The sequence below is a fragment of the Paraburkholderia sp. A1RI_3L genome, assembly GCF_048957895.1.
GTDB classification, from domain to species: domain Bacteria; phylum Pseudomonadota; class Gammaproteobacteria; order Burkholderiales; family Burkholderiaceae; genus Paraburkholderia; species Paraburkholderia kururiensis.
Genome location: NZ_JARCHA010000010.1, coordinates 174,884 through 196,214, shown reverse-complemented (window position 1 = coordinate 196,214; position 21,331 = coordinate 174,884). Strand labels below are relative to the sequence as shown.

Annotated in this window: 22 protein-coding genes and 1 pseudogene; 8 read left to right on the top strand and 15 right to left on the bottom strand. The window is 66.0% G+C overall.

Features of this window, described 5'->3' with window-relative positions; genetic code table 11:
- Positions 1-12: 12 nt before the first annotated feature.
- Both folE and PXJ20_RS24570 read right to left on the bottom strand, forming a co-directional pair.
- Positions 13-684 carry a GTP cyclohydrolase I FolE gene (gene folE, locus PXJ20_RS24575; RefSeq protein WP_421031810.1) on the bottom strand — a complete coding sequence of 224 codons (672 nt, stop codon included), beginning with the start codon at positions 682-684 and terminating at the stop codon, positions 13-15.
- Positions 685-799: 115 nt separating this feature from the next.
- Positions 800-1,723: a LysR family transcriptional regulator gene (locus PXJ20_RS24570; RefSeq protein WP_421031811.1), complete on the bottom strand. Its 924-nt coding sequence runs from the start codon at positions 1,721-1,723 to the stop codon at positions 800-802.
- A 137-nt stretch (positions 1,724-1,860) separates the two neighbouring features.
- Between PXJ20_RS24570 and pobA the strand changes: the two genes are divergently transcribed.
- The 6 genes and pseudogenes from pobA (at position 1,861) to pcaC (ending at position 7,542) form a co-directional block, all read left to right on the top strand.
- The gene (pobA, locus tag PXJ20_RS24565) at positions 1,861-3,051 is read left to right on the top strand and encodes a 4-hydroxybenzoate 3-monooxygenase (protein ID WP_421031812.1); all 1,191 of its coding nucleotides are present in this window, start codon (positions 1,861-1,863) and stop codon (positions 3,049-3,051) included.
- 323 nt (positions 3,052-3,374) lie between these two features.
- Positions 3,375-4,085, top strand: coding sequence for a 3-oxoacid CoA-transferase subunit A (locus PXJ20_RS24560; protein WP_421031813.1), 711 nt, complete (start codon positions 3,375-3,377; stop codon positions 4,083-4,085).
- 16 nt (positions 4,086-4,101) lie between these two features.
- Positions 4,102-4,743, top strand: a pseudogene (locus tag PXJ20_RS24555) (CoA transferase subunit B); the annotation flags it as partial.
- Between the two features lie 202 nt (positions 4,744-4,945).
- Positions 4,946-6,349 carry a 3-carboxy-cis,cis-muconate cycloisomerase gene (locus PXJ20_RS24550; protein WP_421031814.1) on the top strand — a complete coding sequence of 468 codons (1,404 nt, stop codon included), beginning with the start codon at positions 4,946-4,948 and terminating at the stop codon, positions 6,347-6,349.
- A gap of 18 nt (positions 6,350-6,367) precedes the next feature.
- The gene (pcaD, locus tag PXJ20_RS24545) at positions 6,368-7,156 is read left to right on the top strand and encodes a 3-oxoadipate enol-lactonase (protein WP_421031815.1); all 789 of its coding nucleotides are present in this window, start codon (positions 6,368-6,370) and stop codon (positions 7,154-7,156) included.
- The gene (gene pcaC / locus PXJ20_RS24540) at positions 7,153-7,542 is read left to right on the top strand and encodes a 4-carboxymuconolactone decarboxylase (RefSeq protein WP_042300228.1); all 390 of its coding nucleotides are present in this window, start codon (positions 7,153-7,155) and stop codon (positions 7,540-7,542) included. Before pcaD ends, pcaC begins: the two co-directional genes overlap by 4 nt.
- Before the next feature lie 69 nt (positions 7,543-7,611).
- Here the strand turns inward: pcaC and PXJ20_RS24535 are convergent, their stop codons facing one another.
- Positions 7,612-7,860 (bottom strand): hypothetical protein, encoded by a 249-nt coding sequence (locus PXJ20_RS24535; protein ID WP_199540952.1) that lies wholly within the window; start codon positions 7,858-7,860, stop codon positions 7,612-7,614.
- 171 nt (positions 7,861-8,031) lie between these two features.
- On the opposite strand from PXJ20_RS24535, the gene PXJ20_RS24530 reads away from it, so the two are divergent.
- Positions 8,032-8,559, top strand: coding sequence for a DUF6496 domain-containing protein (locus tag PXJ20_RS24530; RefSeq protein ID WP_017774941.1), 528 nt, complete (start codon positions 8,032-8,034; stop codon positions 8,557-8,559).
- A gap of 90 nt (positions 8,560-8,649) precedes the next feature.
- On the opposite strand, the gene PXJ20_RS24525 is transcribed toward PXJ20_RS24530, so the two are convergent.
- Positions 8,650-9,978 (bottom strand): aspartate aminotransferase family protein, encoded by a 1,329-nt coding sequence (locus tag PXJ20_RS24525; protein ID WP_421031816.1) that lies wholly within the window; start codon positions 9,976-9,978, stop codon positions 8,650-8,652.
- 203 nt (positions 9,979-10,181) lie between these two features.
- Between PXJ20_RS24525 and PXJ20_RS24520 the strand changes: the two genes are divergently transcribed.
- Positions 10,182-11,585, top strand: a complete 1,404-nt coding sequence (locus PXJ20_RS24520; protein WP_026121466.1) for a PLP-dependent aminotransferase family protein — start codon at positions 10,182-10,184, stop codon at positions 11,583-11,585.
- Here PXJ20_RS24520 and PXJ20_RS24515 read toward each other — a convergent pair.
- From PXJ20_RS24515 to PXJ20_RS24465, 11 genes are all read right to left on the bottom strand, one after another.
- Positions 11,566-13,176 (bottom strand): methyl-accepting chemotaxis protein, encoded by a 1,611-nt coding sequence (locus PXJ20_RS24515; RefSeq protein ID WP_421031817.1) that lies wholly within the window; start codon positions 13,174-13,176, stop codon positions 11,566-11,568. The genes PXJ20_RS24520 and PXJ20_RS24515 overlap by 20 nt on opposite strands.
- 321 nt (positions 13,177-13,497) lie before the next feature.
- A complete protein-coding gene (locus PXJ20_RS24510) occupies positions 13,498-14,112 on the bottom strand; it encodes a LysE family translocator (protein WP_017774945.1) in 615 nt (204 codons plus the stop codon).
- Between the two features lie 123 nt (positions 14,113-14,235).
- Positions 14,236-15,999, bottom strand: coding sequence for an arsenical pump-driving ATPase (gene arsA, locus PXJ20_RS24505; protein ID WP_421031818.1), 1,764 nt, complete (start codon positions 15,997-15,999; stop codon positions 14,236-14,238).
- Between the two features lie 9 nt (positions 16,000-16,008).
- A complete protein-coding gene (gene arsD, locus PXJ20_RS24500) occupies positions 16,009-16,854 on the bottom strand; it encodes an arsenite efflux transporter metallochaperone ArsD (RefSeq protein ID WP_421031819.1) in 846 nt (281 codons plus the stop codon).
- Between the two features lie 18 nt (positions 16,855-16,872).
- Positions 16,873-17,403, bottom strand: a complete 531-nt coding sequence (locus tag PXJ20_RS24495; RefSeq protein WP_421032633.1) for an aspartate carbamoyltransferase — start codon at positions 17,401-17,403, stop codon at positions 16,873-16,875.
- Between the two features lie 19 nt (positions 17,404-17,422).
- On the bottom strand, positions 17,423-18,517 hold the full coding sequence (arsB, locus tag PXJ20_RS24490) for an ACR3 family arsenite efflux transporter (protein ID WP_421031820.1): 1,095 nt from the start codon (positions 18,515-18,517) through the stop codon (positions 17,423-17,425).
- Positions 18,518-18,539: 22 nt separating this feature from the next.
- Positions 18,540-19,034 carry an arsenate reductase ArsC gene (locus tag PXJ20_RS24485; RefSeq protein WP_421031821.1) on the bottom strand — a complete coding sequence of 165 codons (495 nt, stop codon included), beginning with the start codon at positions 19,032-19,034 and terminating at the stop codon, positions 18,540-18,542.
- A gap of 13 nt (positions 19,035-19,047) precedes the next feature.
- On the bottom strand, positions 19,048-19,521 hold the full coding sequence (locus PXJ20_RS24480; RefSeq protein ID WP_421031822.1) for an ArsI/CadI family heavy metal resistance metalloenzyme: 474 nt from the start codon (positions 19,519-19,521) through the stop codon (positions 19,048-19,050).
- A 12-nt stretch (positions 19,522-19,533) separates the two neighbouring features.
- Complete coding sequence (locus PXJ20_RS24475; RefSeq protein ID WP_017774952.1) at positions 19,534-19,857, bottom strand: ArsR/SmtB family transcription factor; 324 nt, start codon at positions 19,855-19,857, stop codon at positions 19,534-19,536.
- Between the two features lie 139 nt (positions 19,858-19,996).
- Positions 19,997-20,188, bottom strand: a complete 192-nt coding sequence (locus PXJ20_RS24470) for a Flp family type IVb pilin (RefSeq protein WP_026121470.1) — start codon at positions 20,186-20,188, stop codon at positions 19,997-19,999.
- Positions 20,189-20,410: 222 nt separating this feature from the next.
- Positions 20,411-21,328: an ABC transporter ATP-binding protein gene (locus PXJ20_RS24465; protein ID WP_421031823.1), complete on the bottom strand. Its 918-nt coding sequence runs from the start codon at positions 21,326-21,328 to the stop codon at positions 20,411-20,413.
- Positions 21,329-21,331: the final 3 nt, after the last annotated feature.

Sequence of the window (21,331 nt, the reverse complement as noted above, 5' to 3'; positions counted from 1 at the left end):
CCTCGCGCCGCCTCACGTATTGGCGATACTCGTCCCCACCGGATTACCGACGATGGAAAGGAATTCGCGACGCGTCGAGGGATCGGTGCGGAAGGTGCCCAGCATGCGCGACGTGACCATTTCCACGCCGGCCTTATGCACGCCGCGCGTCGACATGCATTGATGCGACGCTTCGAGAATCACGCCCACGCCGCGCGGTTGCAGCACCTCGTTGAGCGTATCCGCGATCTGCACCGTCATCTTTTCCTGGATCTGCAGGCGTTTCGCAAATGCGTCCACGAGGCGCGCGAGCTTCGAAATGCCCACCACGCGACGATCCGGCAGATAGGCCACATGCGCGCGCCCGATGATCGGCACCATGTGGTGCTCGCAGTAGCTCTCGAAGCGGATGTCCTTGAGCACGATCATCTCGTCGTAGCCGTCCACTTCGGCAAACGTGCGGGCCAGAATCTCGCGCGGGTCGGTGGCGTAGCCCGCGAAGAATTCCTCGAAGGACCGTACGACGCGCGCCGGAGTGTCCACGAGACCTTCGCGCCTGGGGTCGTCTCCGGCCCAGCGCAATAGCACGCGCACCGCGGCTTCGGCTTCTTCTCGTGTGGGCCGCGGTTCCGCGCCGCTCTTCGCGGCATCGGTTTCCTGCGGCGCGGGTTTCGCGTGACTTGCGGTCCTCGTTGCGTCGGTCATCCATCCACTCCTGTCTGCTGGTCCGTCTGGCGTTGCGCCGTTAGGGTGTCGGCCATTGTTCCACGTTTTGTGTCCGCACGTGCCTGGCGAAAGCCCCCATCTGGATGCCCGGACGTCATTTGGGCCACTCGTCCATGGCGTCGTTGAAGAGTTCGGAGACGACGCTGCGCAGCCATCCCGTGCGCACGTCGTTGTTGAATTTGCGATGCCAATGCTGCTTGAGATCGAAGCGCGGCAACGGAATGGGCGGCTCGACGAGCTTGATGGACGCGTGTTCGGCCACGTACGCGAAGCCGATGGCGTGCGGCACGGTGGCGACGAGATCCGTGCGCGCGAGAATGAAGGGCAGGCTCATGAAGTGCGGCGTTTCCAGCACGGCGCGGCGGTGCAGGCGCTTCTTTTCGAGGAAGCGTTCGAGCACTTCCTGGCTGCGGCCCTCGGCGCGCACCACGGCGTGGCCGAGCGAGAGGAACTGTTCGAGCGTGAGCTTCTCGCCCGCCTGCGGATGGTTGCTGCGCATGAGGCAGATGAAGCGGTGCGTGAAGAGACGCTGCTGGAAGAAGTTGCTCGCGGTGAGATCGGGAAAGTAGCCGACGGCGAGATCCACGTCGCCCGATTCCAGTCCGCGTTCCACCTGGGCCGGCGGCAGCGAGACCGAACGCAGGCTCGCACGCGGCGCGCGCTCGGCAAAGAGTTGCAGCAGACGCGGCAGGAACACGATCTCGCCCACGTCCGAAAGGGCGAGCGAGAACGTGCGCGTGGTCGTGGCCGGGTCGAAGTCCTGAGCTTCCAGCATGCCTTTTTCGATGCGCACGAGCGCGTCGCGTGCGGCCGGGATTAAGGCGAGCGCGCGCGGCGTGGGCTCCATGCCGCGCGAGGTGCGCACGAACAGCGGGTCGCCGAAGTATTCGCGCAGGCGTCCCAGCGCGGTGCTGACGCGCGGCTGGCTTACGCCGAGGCGCTCGGCGGCGCGGCTCACATTGCGCGTGTCTTCCATGGCAACGAGGTACGGAATCAGGTTCAGGTCGAGGTCGGTCATCGGCAGGGTGAAGCGTGGCGGGCGGCGCGGCACTATCGTGTTCGCGTATACAAGCTATGCCCGGAATGCGGTTGCCGCATATTGGGGAAAGCGCCGACAATCGCTCCACCATTCGAAAAATTGTTCAGGAGACGAACATGCGCACCCAGGTTGCCATCGTCGGCGCAGGCCCGGCGGGCTTGCTGCTTTCCCATCTGCTGCGGCGCGAAGGCGTCGATTCGATCCTCGTGGAGGCGCAGTCGCGCCAGTACTGCGAGCAGCGCATTCGCGCCGGCGTGCTGGAGCAGGGCACCGTCGATACGATCAACGAAGCGGGGCTCGGCGCGCGCATGCAGCGCGAAGGGCTCGTGCATCACGGCATCGACCTGCTCTTCGGGCGCAAGCGCCATCGCATCGACATGACGGGGCTCACGGGCGGCCGCGCTATCACGATCTACGGCCAGCACGAGGTGGTGCGCGACCTGATCGACGCCGCCGACGAGCACCGCCACCCCATGTTTTTCGAAGCGAGCGGCGTATCGCTGCACGGCCTCGCAGGCGATGCGCAGCGCGACCGCCCCGAGGTGCGTTTCACGCACCAGGGCGTGGAGCAGCGCATCGAGTGCGACTACATCGCGGGCTGCGACGGCTTTCACGGCGTGTCGCGCAACGCGATTCCGGCCTCGGTGCTGCGCACCTACGAGCGCGTTTATCCGTTCGCGTGGCTCGGCATTCTGGCCGAGGCCGCGCCCAACGCCGCCGAACTGGTCTATGCCCACCACGAGCGCGGCTTCGCGTTGTACAGCATGCGTTCGCCCACTATCACGCGGCTCTATCTGCAATGCGCACCGGACGAGGACCTCTCGCAATGGTCCGACGAGCGCATCTGGTCCGAACTGAAAACGCGTTTTGAGAACGACGGCGGCTGGCAGCCCGCGGAAGGCGCGATCCTGCAAAAGGGCGTGACGCCGATGCGCAGCTTCGTGGCCGAGCCGATGCAGTACGGCCGGCTGTTCCTCGCCGGCGACGCCGCGCACATCGTGCCGCCCACGGGCGCGAAGGGCATGAATCTCGCGGTGGCCGACGTGCGCGTGCTCTCGAAGGCGCTGGCCGCGCGCTATCGCGACGGACGCACAGACCTGCTCGACGCCTATTCGTCCACGTGTCTCGAACGTGTCTGGCGCGCCGAGCACTTCTCGTGGTTCATGACGAACATGCTGCACCCGTCGGCCGACGACACGCCGTTCGTCAATCGCCTGAAGATGTCGGAACTGAACTACGTGACGAAGTCCGAGGCGGCGGCGCGCTCGCTCGCGGAAAACTACGTGGGCCTGCCGTTCGCTGCGTAAGCGGATTGCTGCCCGTATCAGACGCCTATCAAGTATCAAGACAGAGGAGGCCGTCCCGCGAGGACGGCCTTTTTGCTCATGGAAGCCCCTGCCTTGACAAGGCGCGTCAGCGCCTCCGATAATGCGCCGAGATGTTCGTTAATCGAATCGTAGTTCTATATACGAACAACAACGCGAGACGAACACTTCCAGCGCACGCTGCCGTTTCTTGTGAACCAGCAGCGTGATTCGCGGTTGGAGCGGTGCCCGTGTAGTGAATGAGCGGCGCTGCGCAGCAACGTCGGGCATCGCCCGGAATGGCATGGAATGGCCGAGGACCTGGCATGATCAACAAGATTTTCGAGTCGCTTCAGTCGGCCGTGGCCGATATTCACGACGGCGCCACCGTGATGATCGGCGGCTTCGGTACGGCGGGCATGCCGTCGGAACTGATCGACGTGCTCATCGAGCAAGGCGCGCGTGAACTCACCATCGTGAACAACAACGCCGGCAACGGCGACACCGGTCTCGCGGCTTTGCTGAAGGCCAAGCGCGTGCGCAAGATCATCTGCTCGTTCCCGCGGCAAACGGATTCGTGGGTGTTCGACGGCCTCTATCGCGCCGGCGAAATCGAACTGGAACTGGTGCCGCAGGGCAATCTCGCGGAACGCATTCGCGCGGCGGGCGCGGGCATTGGCGGTTTCTTCACGCCCACGGGCTACGGCACGAAGCTGGCCGAAGGCAAGGAAACGCGCCTGATCGACGGCAAGCACTACGTATTCGAATCGCCGCTGCATGCGGACTTCGCGCTCATCAAGGCGTATAAGGGCGACCGCTGGGGCAACCTGGTCTACCGCAAGACGGCGCGCAACTTCGGGCCCATCATGGCGAGCGCCGCGAAGGTCGCCATCGCGCAGGTTTCGGAAGTTGTGCCGCTGGGCGGGCTCGATCCCGAAGTGATCGTCACGCCCGGCATCTTCGTGCAGCGCGTGATCGAGGTGCCGCAGGCGGCGCACGCCGCGCAACGGTCGCCACGGTCGCAACAGGCAGCCTGAAGGACGGAGACACTTCATGAAACGACTTACCCGCGATGAAATGGCGAAGCGCGTCGCACGCGATATTCCCGAAGGCGCCTACGTGAACCTCGGCATCGGTGTGCCCACGCTGGTCGCGAACCATCTGGATGCCGACAAGGAAATCTTCCTGCACAGCGAGAACGGACTGCTCGGCATGGGCCCCGCGCCCGCGCCGGGCGAAGAGGACGACGAACTCATCAACGCCGGCAAGCAGCACGTCACGCTGCTCACGGGCGGCGCGTTCTTCCACCATGCCGATTCGTTCGCGATGATGCGCGGCGGCCATCTCGACTACTGCGTGCTGGGCGCGTTCCAGGTATCGGCGACGGGCGACCTCGCGAACTGGCACACCGGCGCACCGGATGCGATTCCGGCCGTGGGCGGCGCGATGGACCTCGCCATCGGCGCAAAGCAGGTCTTTGTGATGATGGAGCACCTCACCAAGCAAGGCGAAAGCAAGATCGTTCAGACGTGTTCGTATCCGGTCACGGGTGTGGGCTGCGTGGACCGCATCTATACCGATCTCGCCGTGCTCGACGTGACGCCCGAAGGCCTGGCGGTGCGCGAGATCTTCCCGGATATCGGCTTCGACGAATTGCAGCGTCTGACGGGCGTGCCGCTCATCGACGCCACGCAGGGCCGCCGCGCGGCCTTAACGGGCCGCGCGGCGCGTCACTGCCCGCGGCGGCGCGCACGAGCAAGCGGTCAGCGCACGGTAGTTGGGCGACAATGAGCGTCACGCTGCCGTCTGCGTGGCGATCTGACTGGCGCTTCGCCTGCCGACGCATCCGCACGGCGCCGCCACGCTCCATCCGACTGCCAACGGGATTTCCGTCACCATGCCCGAACGTCTCGACCGTATCGAACGCCTGACCGGCCTGATCTGCGGCACGCAGGCGATGAACGACATCTGGTCGCCGCGCGCCACGTTGCAGCGCATGCTCGATGTCGAAGCCGCGCTCGCGCGGGCGTGCGCCGCGCACGGCGTGATTCCGCCGCAAGCTGTGGCGCCCATCGTCGCGGCTTGCCAGGCCGATGCACTCGATGCCGATGCCCTCGCCCGCGATGCCGCGCTCGGCGGCAACCTCGCCATTCCGCTCGTTCGCCAGCTCACGGCGCGCGTCAAGGCCGCCGATGCCGAAGCCGCGAAGTACGTCCATTGGGGCGCGACGAGCCAGGACATCATCGACACGGCCACCGTGCTGCAACTGCGCGCCGCGCTCCACCTGATCGACCACACGCTGCAATCCACCTGCGCGGTGCTCGCCAACCTCGCGCGTGCGCATCGTGCGACGCCGGCGGTTGGGCGCACGTGGCTCCAGCAGGCGCTGCCTATCACGCTCGGCCTCAAGTTCGCGCAATGGCTCGACGCCTTGCTGCGCCATCGCGACCGTCTTGCTGCGCTGCGCGAGCGGGCGTTGGTGCTGCAATTCGGCGGCGCGGCGGGCACGCTGGCGAGTCTGCGCGATGCGGCTCCGGCCATAAGCGCATCGCTCGCGCAAGAACTGCGGCTCGCGCAGCCCGCGTTGCCGTGGCACACGCAGCGCGACCGCATCGCGGAGGCCGCCTCGTTCTTCGGCATGTTGATCGGCACGCTCGGCAAGATTGCGCGCGACATCTCGCTGCAGATGCAGACCGAGATCGGCGAACTCGCGGAGCCTGCGGCGGCCGGCAAGGGCGGATCGTCCACCATGCCGCACAAGCGCAATCCCGTGGGCTGCGCCGCGGTGCTCACCGCCGCGACGCGCGCGCCTGGACTCGTAGCCACCGTGTTGGCCGGCATGGTCCAGGAGCACGAGCGCGCCCTGGGCGGCTGGCAGGCCGAGTGGGACGCGCTGCCCGATCTCGCGCGGCTGGCGGGCGGTGCGCTCGCGAACATCGAACAGATTGCCTCGGGGCTCGAGGTGGACACTGCGCGCCTTGCCGCGAATCTCGACGCCACGCACGGGCTGATTCTGGGCGAGGCCGTGATGCTTGCGCTGGGCGATCGCATCGGCCGGCTCGATGCGCATCATCTCGTGGAGAAGGCATCCAAAGCCGCCGTGCAGGCGCGCCGGCCGCTCTTCGACGTGCTTGCTGAAGACCCCGCCGTCACGCGTCATCTCGAAGCCGCGCAGCTGCGCTCGCTGCTCGATCCGGCCCATTACGCAGGCGAGGCGCAGGCCTTCGTCGATGCCGTGCTTGCGCGGCATGCGGCCTGGGCGCCGCCGTCATCCGTGGCTGCGTCGAACGAACAACCCTGAAAAAAGGAGTAGCGATTCATGCCGTACGCCACCGTAAATGGCACGAAGCTGCACTACCGCGTCGACGGCGAGCGCAGCGACGCGCCCTGGCTCGTGCTGTCGAACTCGCTGGGCAGCGACCTTTCCATGTGGACGCCGCAGGTCGCCGCCTTCGCGAAGCACTTCCGCGTGCTGCGCTACGACACGCGCGGTCACGGCCATTCCGACGTGCCGCCGGGCCCGTACACCATCGAGCAACTGACGGGCGACGTGGTGGGTCTGCTGGATGCGCTCGACATCGAGAAGGCGCATTTCTGCGGCGTCTCGATGGGCGGCCTGACGGGCGTGGGCCTCGCCGCGCGGCACAGCGCGCGCATTGGCCGCATCGCGCTCTGCAATACGGCGGCGAAGATCGGCTCGCCCGAGGTGTGGGGCCCACGTGCCCAGCGTGCGCGCAGCGAAGGCATGGCCGCGCTCGCCGACGCCGTGCTCGCACGCTGGTTCACGCCGGCGCTCGTCGCGCGCGAGCCGCTCGTTTTCGCGTTCATTCGCGATGTCTTCGTGCATACCGACAACGAAGGCTACGCGTCGAATTGCGATGCGCTCAACGCGACCGACCTGCGCGGCGAAACCTCCGCCATCCGCACGCCCGCGCTCGTCATCTCCGGCACCCACGACGTGGCCGCCACGCCTGCGCAAGGCCGCGAACTGGCGGCGTCGATTGCCGGGGCGCGCTACGTCGAACTCGACGCCTCGCACATTTCCAACATCGAGCAGGCCGACGCGTACACGAAGACCGTGCTCGACTTCCTCACGGAGCAGGCATGAACGACGACGAACGCTATCAGGCCGGCATGGGCGTGCGCCGGGCCGTGCTGGGCGACGCGCACGTCGACCGGTCGCTCGCGAACCGCACGGAATTGACCGAGGAATTCCAGAACTTCATCACGCGTTATGCGTGGGGCGAGATCTGGACGCGCGAAGGCTTGCCGCGCCACACGCGCAGCCTCCTCACCATCGCGATGATGGTGGCGCTCAACCGGGGCGAAGAGCTCGCGCTGCATCTGCGCGCCGCGAAGAACAACGGTGTGACGCGCGACGAGATCAAGGAAGTGCTGCTGCAGACCGCGATCTATTGCGGCGTGCCGGCGGCCAATTCCGCGTTTCACCTGGCGGACCGCCTCTTCCGCGAAGAGGACGAAGCGAAGTCCTGAAGACGTCGCCGGCCGGCAGAGCGGCCGGCGCTGCCTGCGGTGCCGGCGCGTCGATCAGTACGCCTGCGCTCACGCTTCGCGATTGTGCTCCGCGACGTACTGGCGCAGGCTCGCAACGAGCGCTGCCTCGATGGCGCGGTGATCCGCGTTGCTGAGCGAGCCCGCCTCCTGTTCGTCGCCGAACAGCGTGGGCGGCGCGTCGTACACGCCCACCTCGTGGCCTTCGCGAAACACGCGTATTTCATGGCCGTTTTCGCTGTATTCGGCCATCCAGTGCGCGCCGTCGATGTGCGTTCCTGCCCGAATCGATGTTTTCATGATGTCCTCCGCGGAGTCGCTCGTTCACGCCTTGCGCTTCGCATGCGCGCCGCGTGCCTTGGCACCTGCCGCCACGATACGCCGTCGACGCCCCGAACGCACCCTCCAGCACAGGCCGGGCATACCCGTTGCTCGCTTGACTGATGCCAACAGCCACTCTGGAGGACTGTCATGCCTGAAAAGAAAACCATGGAACGAGCCCGCAGCGCGAAGCGCGCGGGCAAGGCGCCCAGCACCCAGGCGGGCGCGTTCGTGAAGGAAGAAATCGACCACGTGCGCGAAGGCAAGCACGGCGTGAAGTCGGCGAAGCAGGCCGTCGCGATCGGTCTTTCGAAGGCGCGGCGCGCCGGCGTCGACATGAAGCCGCCTGCCCAGGGCAAGACGAGCACGGCGACGCGCAAGAAGGCCGAGAAGGACTACGAGGCCGGCCACAAGCCCGCGTCGAAGCGGGCGAAGAGCGCGAGCACCGAATCGAAGACGAAGCGTTCGCGCACCACCACCGCGGTGCTCAAACGCGAGAGCGGCGAGGGCGCCTCGCATCGCGCGATGTCGAAGCAGTCGCACTCGGCCGCGAACCGCCGTTCGGCGTCCAGCCGCTCGGCCGCCGCGAAGAAGGCGGCGCGCACGAAGGGCGCCGCGGGGCGTTCAGCGGCCGCAAAAAAGGCGGCTCATACGCGAGCCGCCCGGACACATCACTGAAGCTTGAGTTAAGCGTTTTGAGTGAAGCGTTTCGAGTGAAACCGCCACCGCGGCGCCTGATGAGCCACCAGGCGCCGCGGCGGTACAGCCTCAATCCACGCTGGCGAGCGCCTCGCGCACAGTGCCGAAGAGCGTGTCGATCTGTTCCTCGCTCACGATCAGCGGCGGCGAGAAAGCGAGGATGTCGCCCGTATAGCGGATCAGCACGCCGGCTTCCAGACACTTGAGGAACGCTTGATAGGCCCGCGCGCCCGGGGCGCCGTCGCGCGATTCGAGTTCGACGCCCGCCACGAGCCCGAGGTTGCGAATGTCCTTCACGTACTTCGCGTCGCGCAGGCTGTGGGCCGCGGCTTCGAACTTCGGCGCGAGGGCGTGGGCGCGTGCGAACAGGTCTTCGCGCCGATACAGATCGAGCGTCGCCACGGCCGCTGCCGCCGCCGCAGGATGCGCGGAGTAGGTGTAGCCGTGGAACAGCTCGATGGCGCCCGGCGCGCCGCTATTCACCACTGTGTCGTGGATCTGGCGGCTCGCGGCGACCGCGCCCATCGGAATGGCCGCGTTGTTGATCGCTTTCGCGAGCGTGATGAGGTCCGGCGTCACGCCGAAGAACTCGCTGGCCGTGGCCTTGCCGAGCCGGCCGAAACCCGTAATGACTTCGTCGAAGATCAGCAGGATGCCGTACTTCGTGCAGATCTCGCGCAGCCGCTGCAGATAGCCCTGCGGCGGAATCAGCACACCGGTGGAGCCCGCCATGGGCTCCACGATCACCGCGGCGATGGTCGACGCATCGTGCAGCGCGACGATGCGCTCCAGTTCGTCGGCCAGATGCGCGCCCCACGCCGGCTGGCCCTTCGAGAACGCGTTGTGTTCGAGGTTGTGCGTGTGCGGCAGGTGGTCCACGGCCGGCAGCAGCTGGCCCGAGAACGTCTTGCGGTTCGGCGAGATGCCGCCCACCGAAATGCCGCCGAAGCCCACGCCATGGTAGCCGCGCTCGCGGCCGATCAGCCGGGTGCGCTGGCCTTCGCCGCGCGCGCGGTGGTACGCCAGTGCGATCTTGAGCGCCGTATCCACTGACTCCGAACCCGAATTCGTGAAGAAGATGCGGTCGATCCCGGCCGGCATCAGTTCCGCCACCTTGCTGGCCGCTTCGAAGGCGAGCGGGTGGCCCATCTGGAACGTCGGCGCGTAGTCGAGCGTGTTGAGCTGCTGCGTGATGGCGGCAATGATCTCTTCGCGGCCGTGACCCGCGTTCACGCACCACAGGCCGGCGCTGCCGTCCAGCACCTGGCGGCCGTCGGTGGTGCGGTAGTACATGCCTTTGGCCGACTCCAGCAGGCGCGGTGCGGCCTTGAACTGGCGATTGGCGGTGAAGGGCATCCAGAAAGACGCCAGATCGTCGATGACAGGGCGCGAAGTCATGGTTTTTTCTCCTCGAACAGGTAGCGAAACTGTAGCGCCCAGAGTTAAATGTCGGCATATACAGTTCACGTACTGCGCTGATAACTGTGCTGGCCGATCTGCGCGGACTGTGTTGGTTTCCAGCCGCGTGTCCGCGCCTGGCGAACCCTTCCCCAACGAACTCAACTCAACCCAGCCGCCTTTGCCGCTGGGGTGCCGTGACGATGATCGAACTTCAACTGGAGCGCGGCCGCCGCACGGCGCCCACGCTCGTAGACCAGGTGGTGCAAGGCTTTGCCGCGGCTATCCAGGCGCAGACGCTGCGTGCAGGCGCGCTGCTGCCTTCCGTGCGCCAGCTTGCGCAGACGCATTCGCTTTCCACCTTCACCGTGACCGAGGCCTACACCCGGCTCGTGTCGATGGGCCTCGTCGTTGCCCGGCGTGGCTCGGGCTACCGCGTGGCGCCGCGCGCGCAGGCCGCGCGGCCCAGCCCGGCCGGCTGGCAGCCGCCCAGCCTCACGGCGACGTGGCTGCTCTCGGACGTATTCGCCGATCACTCCGTGCCCATCAAGGCCGGCTGCGGCTGGATGCCGGCCGAATGGATCAACGAAGGCGGCCTGCGGCACGCGCTGCGTGCCATGACACGCGTGCCGGCCGCGCGGCTCGGCGACTACGGGCACCCGTACGGTTTCGCGCCGCTGCGCGAGCGCCTCGCCGAGCAGTTGGACCGCCACGGGCTGCCCGTCGAAGTCTCGAACGTGCTGCTCACGCATGGCGCCACGCAGGCGCTCGATCTTGTCGTGCGCACGCTGCTGCGTCCGGGCGATGCGGTGGTGGTCGAAGATCCGGGCTACTGCAATTTCCTGCAGATCCTGAAGCTTGCCGGCCTCGCCGTGCACGGCGTGCCGCGTACGCCGGCCGGCATCGACGCCGACGCGCTGGAGCGCGTCGTAGCCGCGCACGCGCCCAAGGCGCTCTTCGTCAACACGACGCTGCAGAATCCGACCGGCGCCACGTTCACCATGGCCAACGCGTTCCGCGTGCTGCAGATCGTGGAGCGGCAGCAGATGTGGGTGATCGAAGACGACGTGAGCCGCGAGCTGGCGCCCGCGGGCGCTCCGATCTTCGCCGCGATGGAGGGCCTGCAACGCGTGCTCTACGTGGGCGGTTTTTCGAAGACCGTCACGCCCGCGCTGCGCTGCGGCTACGTGGTGGCCGAGCGCGACGTGCTGCGCGAACTGGCGCGCACGAAGATGGCGGTGGGGCTGACGTCGTCGGAGGCCATCGAGCGCATTGTCGACAAGGTGCTCGTGGAAGGGCGGTACGCGCGGCACGTCGAAAGCGTCAACGAACGGCTGAAGGCTGCGCACGCGACCGTGGAAGAGCGCCTCGACGCACTCGGGCTCGACGTGTTCCACCGGCCGCGCGCGGGGCTCTTCGTGTGGGCGCGGCTGCCCATCGAACCCGGGCGCGCCGCCGAAGTGGCGACCGACGCATTGCGCGCCGGCATCTGGCTTGCGCCCGGTTCCTACTTTCGTCCCGACGATGCCGCGAGCGCGTGGTTCCGCTTCAACGTGCCGTATTCCACGGACGACGCGCTGTGGAAGTTCATCGCGTCGGTGCGGTAAGCCGCGGCAGGTGCGACGTGTGCGATGCGTGGCGCGAGCCGTCCGTATTGAACACGGAAACGGCCGCGCTCAGACGCTGCGCCTGATCTTCGAGCGCACTCGCCGCCGCGGCCGCCTGTTCCACCAGCGCCGCATTCTGCTGCGTCACCTGGTCCATCTGTGCGACGGCGCGATTCACCTGGTCGATGCCCGTGCTTTGCTCCGATGCCGCCGCCGCGATCTCGCCCATGATCGAACTCACGCGCGTAATGGCGTTGACGATCTCGGACATCGTGGAACCCGAGCGTTCCACGAGTTGCGAGCCGGATTCGACGCGTGCTGTGGAGCTGTCGATCAGCGTCTTGATTTCGCGTGCCGCAGTCGCGCTGCGCTGCGCGAGCGAACGCACCTCGCTTGCCACCACCGCGAAACCGCGCCCCTGCTCGCCGGCCCGCGCGGCTTCCACCGCCGCGTTGAGCGCGAGGATGTTGGTCTGGAACGCGATGCCCTCGATCACGCCCACGATGTCGCCCACCTGGCGCGAATCGTCGACGATCTGGTGCATCGTGCCCACCACCTGCTGCGTGAGTTCGCCGCCTTGCGCCGCGAGGTCCGAGGCGTTGCGGGCGAGCGAGCTGGCCTGCGTCGCGTTGTCCGCGGTTTGCTTCACGGTGGAGGTGAGTTCTTCGATGCTCGCCGCCGTTTGCTGGAGCGAGGCCGCCTGCTCTTCGGTGCGCTGCGAGAGGTCCGCGTTGCCCGACGCGATTTCGCTCACGCCCGTATTGATCGATTCGGTGCCTTGGCGCACCGTGTTCACGGTGCTGACCAGCGATTCCTGCATGCTGCGCAGCGCTGTGGCGAGGCGCCCCATTTCGTTCTCGCCGGTCGTGGCGATGCGGCCCGTGAGGTCGCCGGCGGCGATGCGCTCGAACTGCGCGACCGTTGCGTCGACTGGACCCACGATTGCGCGGACCAGCACGATGCGCGCAATCCAGACCAGCACGAGCGAGAACGCCATGCCCGCGGCCACCGCGATGCACACGGCGTAGAAGCGCGCGTGCGCTTCCTGGTAGCGCTGCGCGCCATGATCGATCTGCAGCTTTTCGAGCGTGAGCATTGCCTTTTCGTAGGCGCTGTAAAGCGAGGGCAGCTTGTGGCCCTGAAGCTGCTGGAACGCGTTGCGGTCGCCGGCCTTCAGTGCCGCGAGCGCGGGTTCCGCGCCTTCGTGCAGGAACGTGTTGCGCTTGTCCTGCATGTCTTTGATGAGGCGCTGCTCTTCGTCGCCTGCGCCCGCAATGCTCAGATAGTGGGAGAGGCGCTCGTCCGAGTTCTTCTGGTACTGATCGAAGCGCTGCAGGACGGCCGCGGCGCCCTTTTCATCGTTCAGATCGACGAGCGACGCGTAAGTGGCGAGCGCGAGGCGCAGCCGCAGCAACTGGCCGGAACTGCCTTCCAGGTCGGCCACGGCTGGCGTGTCCACCGTGTACATCTGCTGCAGCGAGAGATTGCTCGCGCGTAGCGACAACAGGCCGGCCGCCGCGCCAACCAGCAGCGCGAGGCCGAAGAAGGCCACCATCCAGGTGAGCCAGGCACGAATCGACAGCTTCTTCAACGTGGTCTCCTTTCACATTCGTCGATGTATTTCGCGATGCGCCGCGCAGCGGCACGACAACGTGCCGCGGGCAATGGCCTGCCATGGGCGCGATGGCGGCCTTGCTGATTCTGTGTTGCGGGGAAGCTGTTAAGAGAAGTCTGAATACGGGATATCGACATTCGTCCGACAAAACTTGAGGACGGCGGCGCGGGACTGGCCGAAGCGGCGAGAGGGTGGGGAGGGGGGAATAAAGCAGAGCCGCAGAGCGGGGCCAGGCAGAAACAAGACAGCAGAAACGAAACGAGGCGGCAGAAACGAGGCGGCAAAAGCCGCCATCGTTCAGCCGAGCAGATGCAGCGCGGCGGGATACATCGAAGCCACGAGCAGCAGCGCCATGACCACGTTGAAGACGCGCAGCCGCCGCGAGTCCGCGAGAAAGCGCCGCAATGCCGTGCCGAACGCGGCCCACAGGCAGATGCACGGCAGACCGATCACGTAGAAGAGCGACGCCATGATCACCGCGTTCACGCCGAAGTCTGCGGAGAGGCGGATCGTGGTGGCGGCGGTGAGCACCATCATCCATGCCTTCGGGTTGATCCATTGAAACGCAATGGCCTCGTGAAAACGCATGGGACGACGTTCGCCCTTGCGCACCTGGATCTCGCCCGAGGTGCCGATCTTCCACGCGAGATAAAGCAGATACGCGATGCTCGCCACTTCGAGCACGCTATAGAGCATCGGGAAACGCCGGAACGCTTCGCCCAGCCCGAAGCCGACGGAGAGCATCAGCAACACGACGCCCGCACTAATGCCGAGGATGTGCGGCAGCGTGCGGCGAAAGCCGAAATTGACGCCGGAGGCCAGCAACATGGTGTTGTTGGGACCGGGCGTGATGGTGGTAACGAGCGCGAAGAGGATGCCGGCGGGCAGCGCGCTCAGGAGTTCTGCGGACATGTGGGGCTGCTCCTGGCTTGTTGGCGATTTCGAGCCAGTTTAGCGGCAGGAGCCAGTACGGTACCGGTACAGATTGACGGATGGTGAGCGGTACGGATCAGGGATCAGGCGATGATCGACGCGCTACGTGGTCGCCCGCGACGTGATCACGTGTTCGAGGCCGGTTGCCCCGACCGGTGCCTCGGCGAGCCACGGAATCAGTGCGGTGCGCTGCGCCAGATCGTCCGCCACGCGGCGCACGAACGGCACCTCGTAAGTGCCCCGCTGGCACAGCATCGGGTCGGTCGTGCCGCTCGCCAGCAACGACTGATTGATGACCCACGCGTACGGCGTGATTCCCGCCCGCGCGAGGTCGGCGCTCAGGCGCTCCGCTTCGTGAACGGGCGTCGCTTCCGGCAACGTGACGATCAGGATGCGGCTGTAATCCGGGTCTCGCAGGCGCGGCAGCAGTTGACGGACCGACTCCGGCATGTCGCCCTGGGTGCGCATTACTTCGCGGTGATAAGCCTCGGCTGCGTCCAGCAGCAGAATGGTGTGCCCGGTCGGCGCGGTGTCCAGTACCACGAAGCCGGACTTGCCTTGATCGACCGTGCGCGCGAAGGCCCTGAAGACGGCGATTTCCTCCGTGCAGGGCGAGCGCAGATCTTCTTCGAGCATCGCCCGGCCGCCCGCATCGAGGTGCGATGCCGCTTTGGCCAGCACCTCTTCGGTGTACTGCTGCACTTCGCGCGCCGGGTCGATGCGCGTGACGCTCAGGCCAGGCACGACGCCATCGACAGTGGCGGCCACGTGCGAGGCCGGGTCGGTGGTCGAGAGAATCACGTCGTGTCCGCGGCCGGCCAGCGCAACGGCGATCGCGGCCGCTACCGTGGTCTTGCCCACGCCGCCTTTACCCATCGTCATGATCACGCCGTGGCCCGCAGCCGACAGTTCGTCGACGAGGCCGCCCAGACCCGGCGGCAACGCGGTGTCGGGCATCCGGCGTTCGGTCGGCATGCGCACGCGTTCGGGATGCGCCATGTCGCGCAGCGCATCCAGCCCGACCGTGCCGCGCGGCAGAAACGGAATGCGCGTCTGCGGCAGGCCCGCCAGCTCGTGCGGCATGTCGGCCAGCGCCTGTTGCGCGCGCTGGGCCATGGCAGTTGCAATCGCGTCGTCGTTGCGGTCTGTGGCAAAGAGGCCGTTGATTGCCAGCACCTGGTTGCGAATGCCGAGTTCGGCCAGTTCGTGCCGCGTGCGATTCGCTTCGCGCAGCGCGGCGACTTCGGGGCGGCTCACCAGCACGACCGTGGTTTGCGCTGCGCTCGACAGCCGTTCGACGGTCGCCGCGTACAGCGCCTTCTGCTTCTCCAGCCCCGCCAACGGCCCGAGGCACGAGGCACCTCCCGTCGACGACGAGATGAACTCGTTCCACGCCGAAGGCAGCGTCAACAGGCGCAGCGTGTGGCCGGTCGGGGCGGTATCGAAAATCACGTGATCGAAATCGGCCGTTGCGGCGGGGTCGCCGAGCAGTTTGGAGAATTCGTCGAAGGCCGCTATCTCGACCGTGCACGCCCCGGAAAACTGCTCTTCCATGTTGCGGATCGCCGCGGCAGGCAAGACACCGCGATACGGTTCGACCATGCGTTCCCGGTAGGCCTGCGCGGCCGCTTCCGGATCGATGTTCAACGCGAACAGGCCCGGCGCGCCCGGCACCGCGGTCGGCAGCTGACTCAGACGGACGCCGAGCACCTCGTCGAGATTGGAGGCCGGGTCGGTGCTGACAATGAGCACCCGCTTGCCGGCATCGGCCATGGCAAGGCCCGTGGCACAGGAAAGCGATGTCTTGCCGACGCCGCCTTTACCGGTGAAGAAGAGATATCGGGTCTGCGTTTCGGGAAGGGACATGAGCGCTCCCTAGCAGCAGCCCGACCCCGGCGTGCAGCAGCTGCCGGCCTTGATGTGCGGTTTTTCCGCCGTCGTCAGCGCAATGCCGAGTTTTTGCGCGAGTTGCTGACGCGACGGATACATCCCCGTCGACACGATATGGCCGTCGACCACGAGGATCGGCAACCGCTCCATGCCGGCCTCCATTTCCTTGACCACGGCGGCGTTGGCGGCGAACGCCTGCGGCGCCTGGCCCAGGTTGTAGCGGGCCACCGTCACGCCGTGCGCCTCGACCCACTTCAGATCGGCGGCGAATTGCGCCAGCACGGGGTCGACGTCCACGCCGCAAACGCCGGTCGAGCAACACATGGCGGGATCGAACACTTCGAGTTTCTTCATGGCAGGCACCTTGGAGCAATCGGGATTCAGCGGTTTCCACAAGCACGGGTGCGTCTGCGGGCAGAGATGCGTGAATTCAGGCAGACCGCGGATCGCTTCGGGAATGTGGGTTCGCTCGATGCGAGTGAATCCGCGCCGCGCGAAGAACGTGTGGGCGGGTTCATCGTTCGGAATAAGGTAAAGCGCTTTGAGCGATCGCTTTTGCGCTAGCGCAATGGAAGCGTCGACAAGGCGCGTGCCGAGGCCGGATGCGCGCAGCCGCGGGTGAACGGCGACCGAACGCAACAGGGCCGCATCGCCGGCTTGCTCCAGTCCCGCTACCCCGACGATGGCGGCATCGCGCACGGCGACGTGGAAGCCGTCGAGGCTTTGCGCCGTGAGGTCGCTGGCCGGTAGCCCGCAGGTATCCAGCAACGCGAGGACGCCGTCGAAGTCTGTGGCGGTGGCCGGGCGAATTTCGTCATCAGGTGTGCTCATGCCGACGCTCCTCTACGTTCACTGCCCGGACATGTCCGCCGGATGGTGGTGCATTGCGCCCGCGTCGTGCCCTGCCATCGCGTCGTGCCCATGATCGGACAACTGCGCGTCGAACCACTCGTGCAGCGCGGCCACGAGACGAGGCTGCTCGCTGCGATACACGATTTCGCCGCCGTCGCGCACGTCGCGATAGTCGATCTTCAACTCCCCGGGCTGTGCCGTACGCAATACGGCGAGGCCGGGCATGTCGTTGCCGTGAATCTGCTCCGGCGCACCGAAGTCACCCGCCGAAAACCGACGGGCGATCGCGGCGAGATGCCCGCGGATCAGCGCGGTCTGCTTCGGGTCGGGATGCTTCGTGACGACGCGCTGGATGCCGCCATCGGCCGTCTTCGTAAAGATGTGAGTGGTTGCCGTGAGCGAGAACGGCATCACGTCCGCACCGTGTTGCGCGACTTCTTTCTGGCGCGCCGTGACGTCGGCAAGGGTGAGCGGCGCAACAACCGCCGTGCCGAGCAGTACGGCAGCCGATGCCGCGAGGCCTTTCATCCGACGGTTCGCGAATATCTTACGCACGCTCGTACCACTCCTTTGAACGGTTGACGATACGGACCACGAGCAGCATGACCGGCACTTCGATCAGCACGCCCACCACCGTGGCCAGCGCCGCGCCGGAATTGAAGCCGAACAGGCTGATGGCGGCCGCAACCGCCAGCTCGAAGAAATTGGATGCGCCAATGAGCGCCGACGGGCAGGCCACGTTGTGTTTCTCGCCCACTGCGCGGTTGAGCCAGTAGGCAAGCGCCGAGTTGAAGAACACCTGGATCAGGATGGGCACCGCGAGCAGCGCGATCACCAGAGGTTGATCGAGGATGGCTTCGCCCTGGAACGCGAACAGCAGCACGAGCGTGGCGAGCAGCGCCGTGATGGACCAGGGGCCGATCTTTGCCATCGCGGCATCGAATGCCGCCTGGCCTCTCGCGAGCAGCGCCTTGCGAAGCATCTGCGCAAGCGCGACCGGGATCACGATATAGAGCACCACCGAAGTCAAGAGCGTCGCCCATGGCACGGTGATGGCCGAGATGCCGAGCAGCAGGCCGACGAGCGGTGCAAAGGCGACCACCATGATGCTGTCGTTGAGCGCCACCTGCGAGAGCGTGAAGAGCGGATCGCCCCCGGTCAGCCGGCTCCAGACGAACACCATCGCCGTGCAGGGCGCGGCAGCCAGCAGGATGAGGCCCGCAACGTAGCTGTCGAGTTGCGCCGCAGGCAGCATCGGCGCAAAGAGATGCTTGATGAAGAGCCAGCCGAGAAACGCCATCGAGAAGGGCTTGACGAGCCAGTTCACGACCAGCGTGACGCCGATTCCCTTGATGTGCTGGCGGACCTCGTGCAGCGAGCCGAAGTCCACCTTGACGAGCATCGGGATGATCATCACCCAGATCAGCAGGCCCACCGGCAGGTTGACCTGGGCGTATTGCATGCGGCCAACGGCCTGGAAAACGGCCGGGAAAAACTGTCCGGCGAGGATGCCGGCAACGATGCACAGCGCGACCCAGACGGTGAGGTAGCGCTCGAAGAAGCCGATGGGCGGCTTGGCAGGCGGCTTTGCAGGCGGTTCCGCAGGCGGCTTGTTCGAAGCGGTGACGTTGGTGGCGGTCATGAGGCGATTCGCAAAAGAAGGCTCAGCTTTTCAGGATGTCGTTCAGCGCATGCTGAAGCTCGGCATCGTTCAGACGATCCAGGGGAAGCGCGAGCAACTGCAGCATGCGATAACCGATGGCCTCGCGCGTGAGTTCGAACGCCTGCCGTTTGCCTTCGTCGCCGCCCGGCGCATTGGACGGATCGGCGTAGCCCCAATGGACCTTGACCGGGCTTCCCGGCCAGAACGGACATTGTTCCGCGGCCGCGCTGTCGCACACCGTGATGACGATGCGCATTCGGGGCGCGCCGTCTGCCGCGAATTCGTCCCAGCTTTTGCTGCGATAGCCCTGGGTATCGACGCCCGCGTTTGCGAGCGCTTCCAGCGCAAACGGGTTGATACGGCCGCTTGGCGCGCTGCCGGCGCTATAGGCGCGCACGTCCTTGCCGAGCTTGTGCGCCCAATGGTTCAGCATGCCCTCGGCCAGTACGCTGCGTGCCGAATTGTGGGTGCAGAGAATGAGTACGTTGATGGTCATCGCGGCCATCGCCTCATTGCTCGCCAGCGGCGGGTGCCGCGGCCGCACATGAGGTGTTGCCACGCGGGGCGCAGCAAGCGGCGGCGCCTGAAGCCGGCAATTGCCGGTTGCTCTCGCCATAGACGAGCGCGCTGCCGAGGCTATGAAAATGCTCCCAGGCGATGCCCTGCGGATCCACGATCCAGTGCTTGTCGCTGCGCGCATAGCAGCAGGTGGTTTCGCCCTGGTCCAGCAAGGCCATGTCCGCAGCCTGGGCGCGCTGCGCGAGTTCGGCGAGTTCGTCGGCGTGGTCCACCTGGAAGCCCAGATGATCCACGCCGGCCTTTGTGCCGCGCGTCGAAATGGCGAAGTTCACGCGGGGATCGTCCAGCATCCATTTCGCGTAGTCCGCTTCCACCCTCGCGGGTTCGGCGGCAAACAGCTTCGTATAGAAAGCGACACTGGCTGCAAGGTCCTCAACGTGGACGTGGACGTGAAACCGCTTCATGAACGTTCTCCTTCAGCATTTGCAGGAATCGGCGCCGGGCGTGAGGCACGTCTCGCCCTGGCAACAGTTTTCGGTCAGAAAGCCGAGCAGCGCATTCATCTGCTCGAAGGCGGTTCGATAAATCAGGCTGCGCCCATCGCGTTCCTGCGTGACGAGCCCCGCGTGCATCAACTCCTTCAGATGAAAGGAGAGTGTCGCGTTGGGAATGTCCAGTTGCCCCGCGATGGCGCCTGGCGTGAGTCCTGCCGGACCTGCCACCACCAGCATGCGGAACACGCGAAGCCGAAGCGCGTGAGCGAGCGCCGCCAAGGCGCGAATGACGTCGTTTTCTTCCATATTTCCAATATAGTCGAAATTAACGGCCGACGCCAGCAAATGATGAAGAGATGAAGAGGCCATCCGCTAAAGGCCGCGCTCTCGCCAGGCCGCACGTGGACGAAGCCCGTGCAGCCCGGCGCGCATCAAATCATCCCGTTTAGCTGGAACTGCCGGAGTTCTGCGCCGCGGTCACCTGCGTGAACAGGTTCGTAAAAAGCGCACCGATGTTGTTGCTAAAGGCCACGCCGACAGCCGTCAGCGCCACCGCCACAATGCCCGCCATGATGGCGTATTCCATGGCGCTTACGCCGCGCTCGTCGCGTGCGAAGAGGCTCAATGCGTGTTTCATGGCTGCAATCCCCAGGATGTCTCTGTTTTGGTGCCCTGCGGTGTCGCCGCATGACGCGGATACCGTGTGGGCCTCGACGATTCTATCGGCGGCATACCGGAAGAAGTTTTCGAAATCAGCTGTCCTGATAGAACCGCGTCCGGTGGGCCGACAAACCGCTTATCGGCGGGGCTGCACAAAACTTGAGCGAGTGAAGTGTTGCTATTTGCGGCGCGCCTGTGCTCACTCCACCTCGTCGTTGACGTCCGTCATGCGGATCATGTGCGGGCTCACGCGCGCTTCGTCCTCGGGCGATTCGTGCGATTGCGACGGATGGATCAGCGCGTCGAGCCTCGCGCGCGTGGCGAGAAATTCCGGCGACGTGAACTGCTCGTAGCTGCGCGGCCGTGGCACGGGTACTTCGATCAACTCCTGCACCTCACCCGGATGCGCCTTCAGCACGAGAATGCGGTCGGCGAGAAAGATAGCTTCGTCGAGGTCGTGGGTAATGAACAGGATCGTGATGTCGACGTTGCGCCAGATGTCGAGCAGATGCGCCTGCATCTTCGCGCGGGTCTGCGCGTCGAGCGCGCCGAACGGCTCGTCCATGAGCAGGATGCGCGGCCGGTTCGCGAGCGCGCGCGCAATCGCCACGCGCTGCTTCATGCCGCCCGAAAGCTGATGCGGGTACGCGTTCGCGAATTTCTCGAGGCCCACCAGATCGAGCCATTGCAGCGCTTCGCGTTCCGCTTCCGCCGCGCCCTGGCCGTTCATGCGCAGCCCGAACATCACGTTCTTCTTTACCGTGAGCCAGGGGAACAGCGTGTAGCCCTGGAACACCATGCCGCGGTCGGCGCCGGGGCCGTCCACGGCTTTGCCGTTCACGCACACTTCGCCGCTCGTCTGCGTTTCGAGCCCCGCGAGAATGCGGATCAGCGTGGATTTGCCGCAACCCGACGGTCCGATCACGCAGACGAACTCGCGCCGGTGCGTCGTGAAGCTCACGTTGTTGAGCGCGACGTGCTCGCCTTGCGGCGACGCGAAGCGCTTGCCCAGATTGCGAACCTCCAGCACGGGTTCGCGGGCCTTGATGCGCGCAAAGCGCGCCCGTACCGCATCGGACTGCAGGAGGTAGTCGGGTATGGATTGCGGGGACAGCATGTT

What these genes read in the sequence shown, in the direction of transcription:
- folE (WP_421031810.1), bottom strand. Translation starts at nt 684, where the DNA reads ATGACCGACGCAACGAGGACCGCAAGTCACGCGAAACCCGCGCCGCAG.
- PXJ20_RS24570 (WP_421031811.1), bottom strand. Translation starts at nt 1,723, where the DNA reads ATGACCGACCTCGACCTGAACCTGATTCCGTACCTCGTTGCCATGGAA.
- pobA (WP_421031812.1), top strand. Translation starts at nt 1,861, where the DNA reads ATGCGCACCCAGGTTGCCATCGTCGGCGCAGGCCCGGCGGGCTTGCTG.
- PXJ20_RS24560 (WP_421031813.1), top strand. Translation starts at nt 3,375, where the DNA reads ATGATCAACAAGATTTTCGAGTCGCTTCAGTCGGCCGTGGCCGATATT.
- PXJ20_RS24550 (WP_421031814.1), top strand. Translation starts at nt 4,946, where the DNA reads ATGCCCGAACGTCTCGACCGTATCGAACGCCTGACCGGCCTGATCTGC.
- pcaD (WP_421031815.1), top strand. Translation starts at nt 6,368, where the DNA reads ATGCCGTACGCCACCGTAAATGGCACGAAGCTGCACTACCGCGTCGAC.
- pcaC (WP_042300228.1), top strand. Translation starts at nt 7,153, where the DNA reads ATGAACGACGACGAACGCTATCAGGCCGGCATGGGCGTGCGCCGGGCC.
- PXJ20_RS24535 (WP_199540952.1), bottom strand. Translation starts at nt 7,860, where the DNA reads ATGAAAACATCGATTCGGGCAGGAACGCACATCGACGGCGCGCACTGG.
- PXJ20_RS24530 (WP_017774941.1), top strand. Translation starts at nt 8,032, where the DNA reads ATGCCTGAAAAGAAAACCATGGAACGAGCCCGCAGCGCGAAGCGCGCG.
- PXJ20_RS24525 (WP_421031816.1), bottom strand. Translation starts at nt 9,978, where the DNA reads ATGACTTCGCGCCCTGTCATCGACGATCTGGCGTCTTTCTGGATGCCC.
- PXJ20_RS24520 (WP_026121466.1), top strand. Translation starts at nt 10,182, where the DNA reads ATGATCGAACTTCAACTGGAGCGCGGCCGCCGCACGGCGCCCACGCTC.
- PXJ20_RS24510 (WP_017774945.1), bottom strand. Translation starts at nt 14,112, where the DNA reads ATGTCCGCAGAACTCCTGAGCGCGCTGCCCGCCGGCATCCTCTTCGCG.
- arsA (WP_421031818.1), bottom strand. Translation starts at nt 15,999, where the DNA reads ATGTCCCTTCCCGAAACGCAGACCCGATATCTCTTCTTCACCGGTAAA.
- arsD (WP_421031819.1), bottom strand. Translation starts at nt 16,854, where the DNA reads ATGAGCACACCTGATGACGAAATTCGCCCGGCCACCGCCACAGACTTC.
- PXJ20_RS24495 (WP_421032633.1), bottom strand. Translation starts at nt 17,403, where the DNA reads ATGAAAGGCCTCGCGGCATCGGCTGCCGTACTGCTCGGCACGGCGGTT.
- arsB (WP_421031820.1), bottom strand. Translation starts at nt 18,517, where the DNA reads ATGACCGCCACCAACGTCACCGCTTCGAACAAGCCGCCTGCGGAACCG.
- PXJ20_RS24485 (WP_421031821.1), bottom strand. Translation starts at nt 19,034, where the DNA reads ATGACCATCAACGTACTCATTCTCTGCACCCACAATTCGGCACGCAGC.
- PXJ20_RS24480 (WP_421031822.1), bottom strand. Translation starts at nt 19,521, where the DNA reads ATGAAGCGGTTTCACGTCCACGTCCACGTTGAGGACCTTGCAGCCAGT.
- PXJ20_RS24475 (WP_017774952.1), bottom strand. Translation starts at nt 19,857, where the DNA reads ATGGAAGAAAACGACGTCATTCGCGCCTTGGCGGCGCTCGCTCACGCG.
- PXJ20_RS24470 (WP_026121470.1), bottom strand. Translation starts at nt 20,188, where the DNA reads ATGAAACACGCATTGAGCCTCTTCGCACGCGACGAGCGCGGCGTAAGC.
- PXJ20_RS24465 (WP_421031823.1), bottom strand. Translation starts at nt 21,328, where the DNA reads ATGCTGTCCCCGCAATCCATACCCGACTACCTCCTGCAGTCCGATGCG.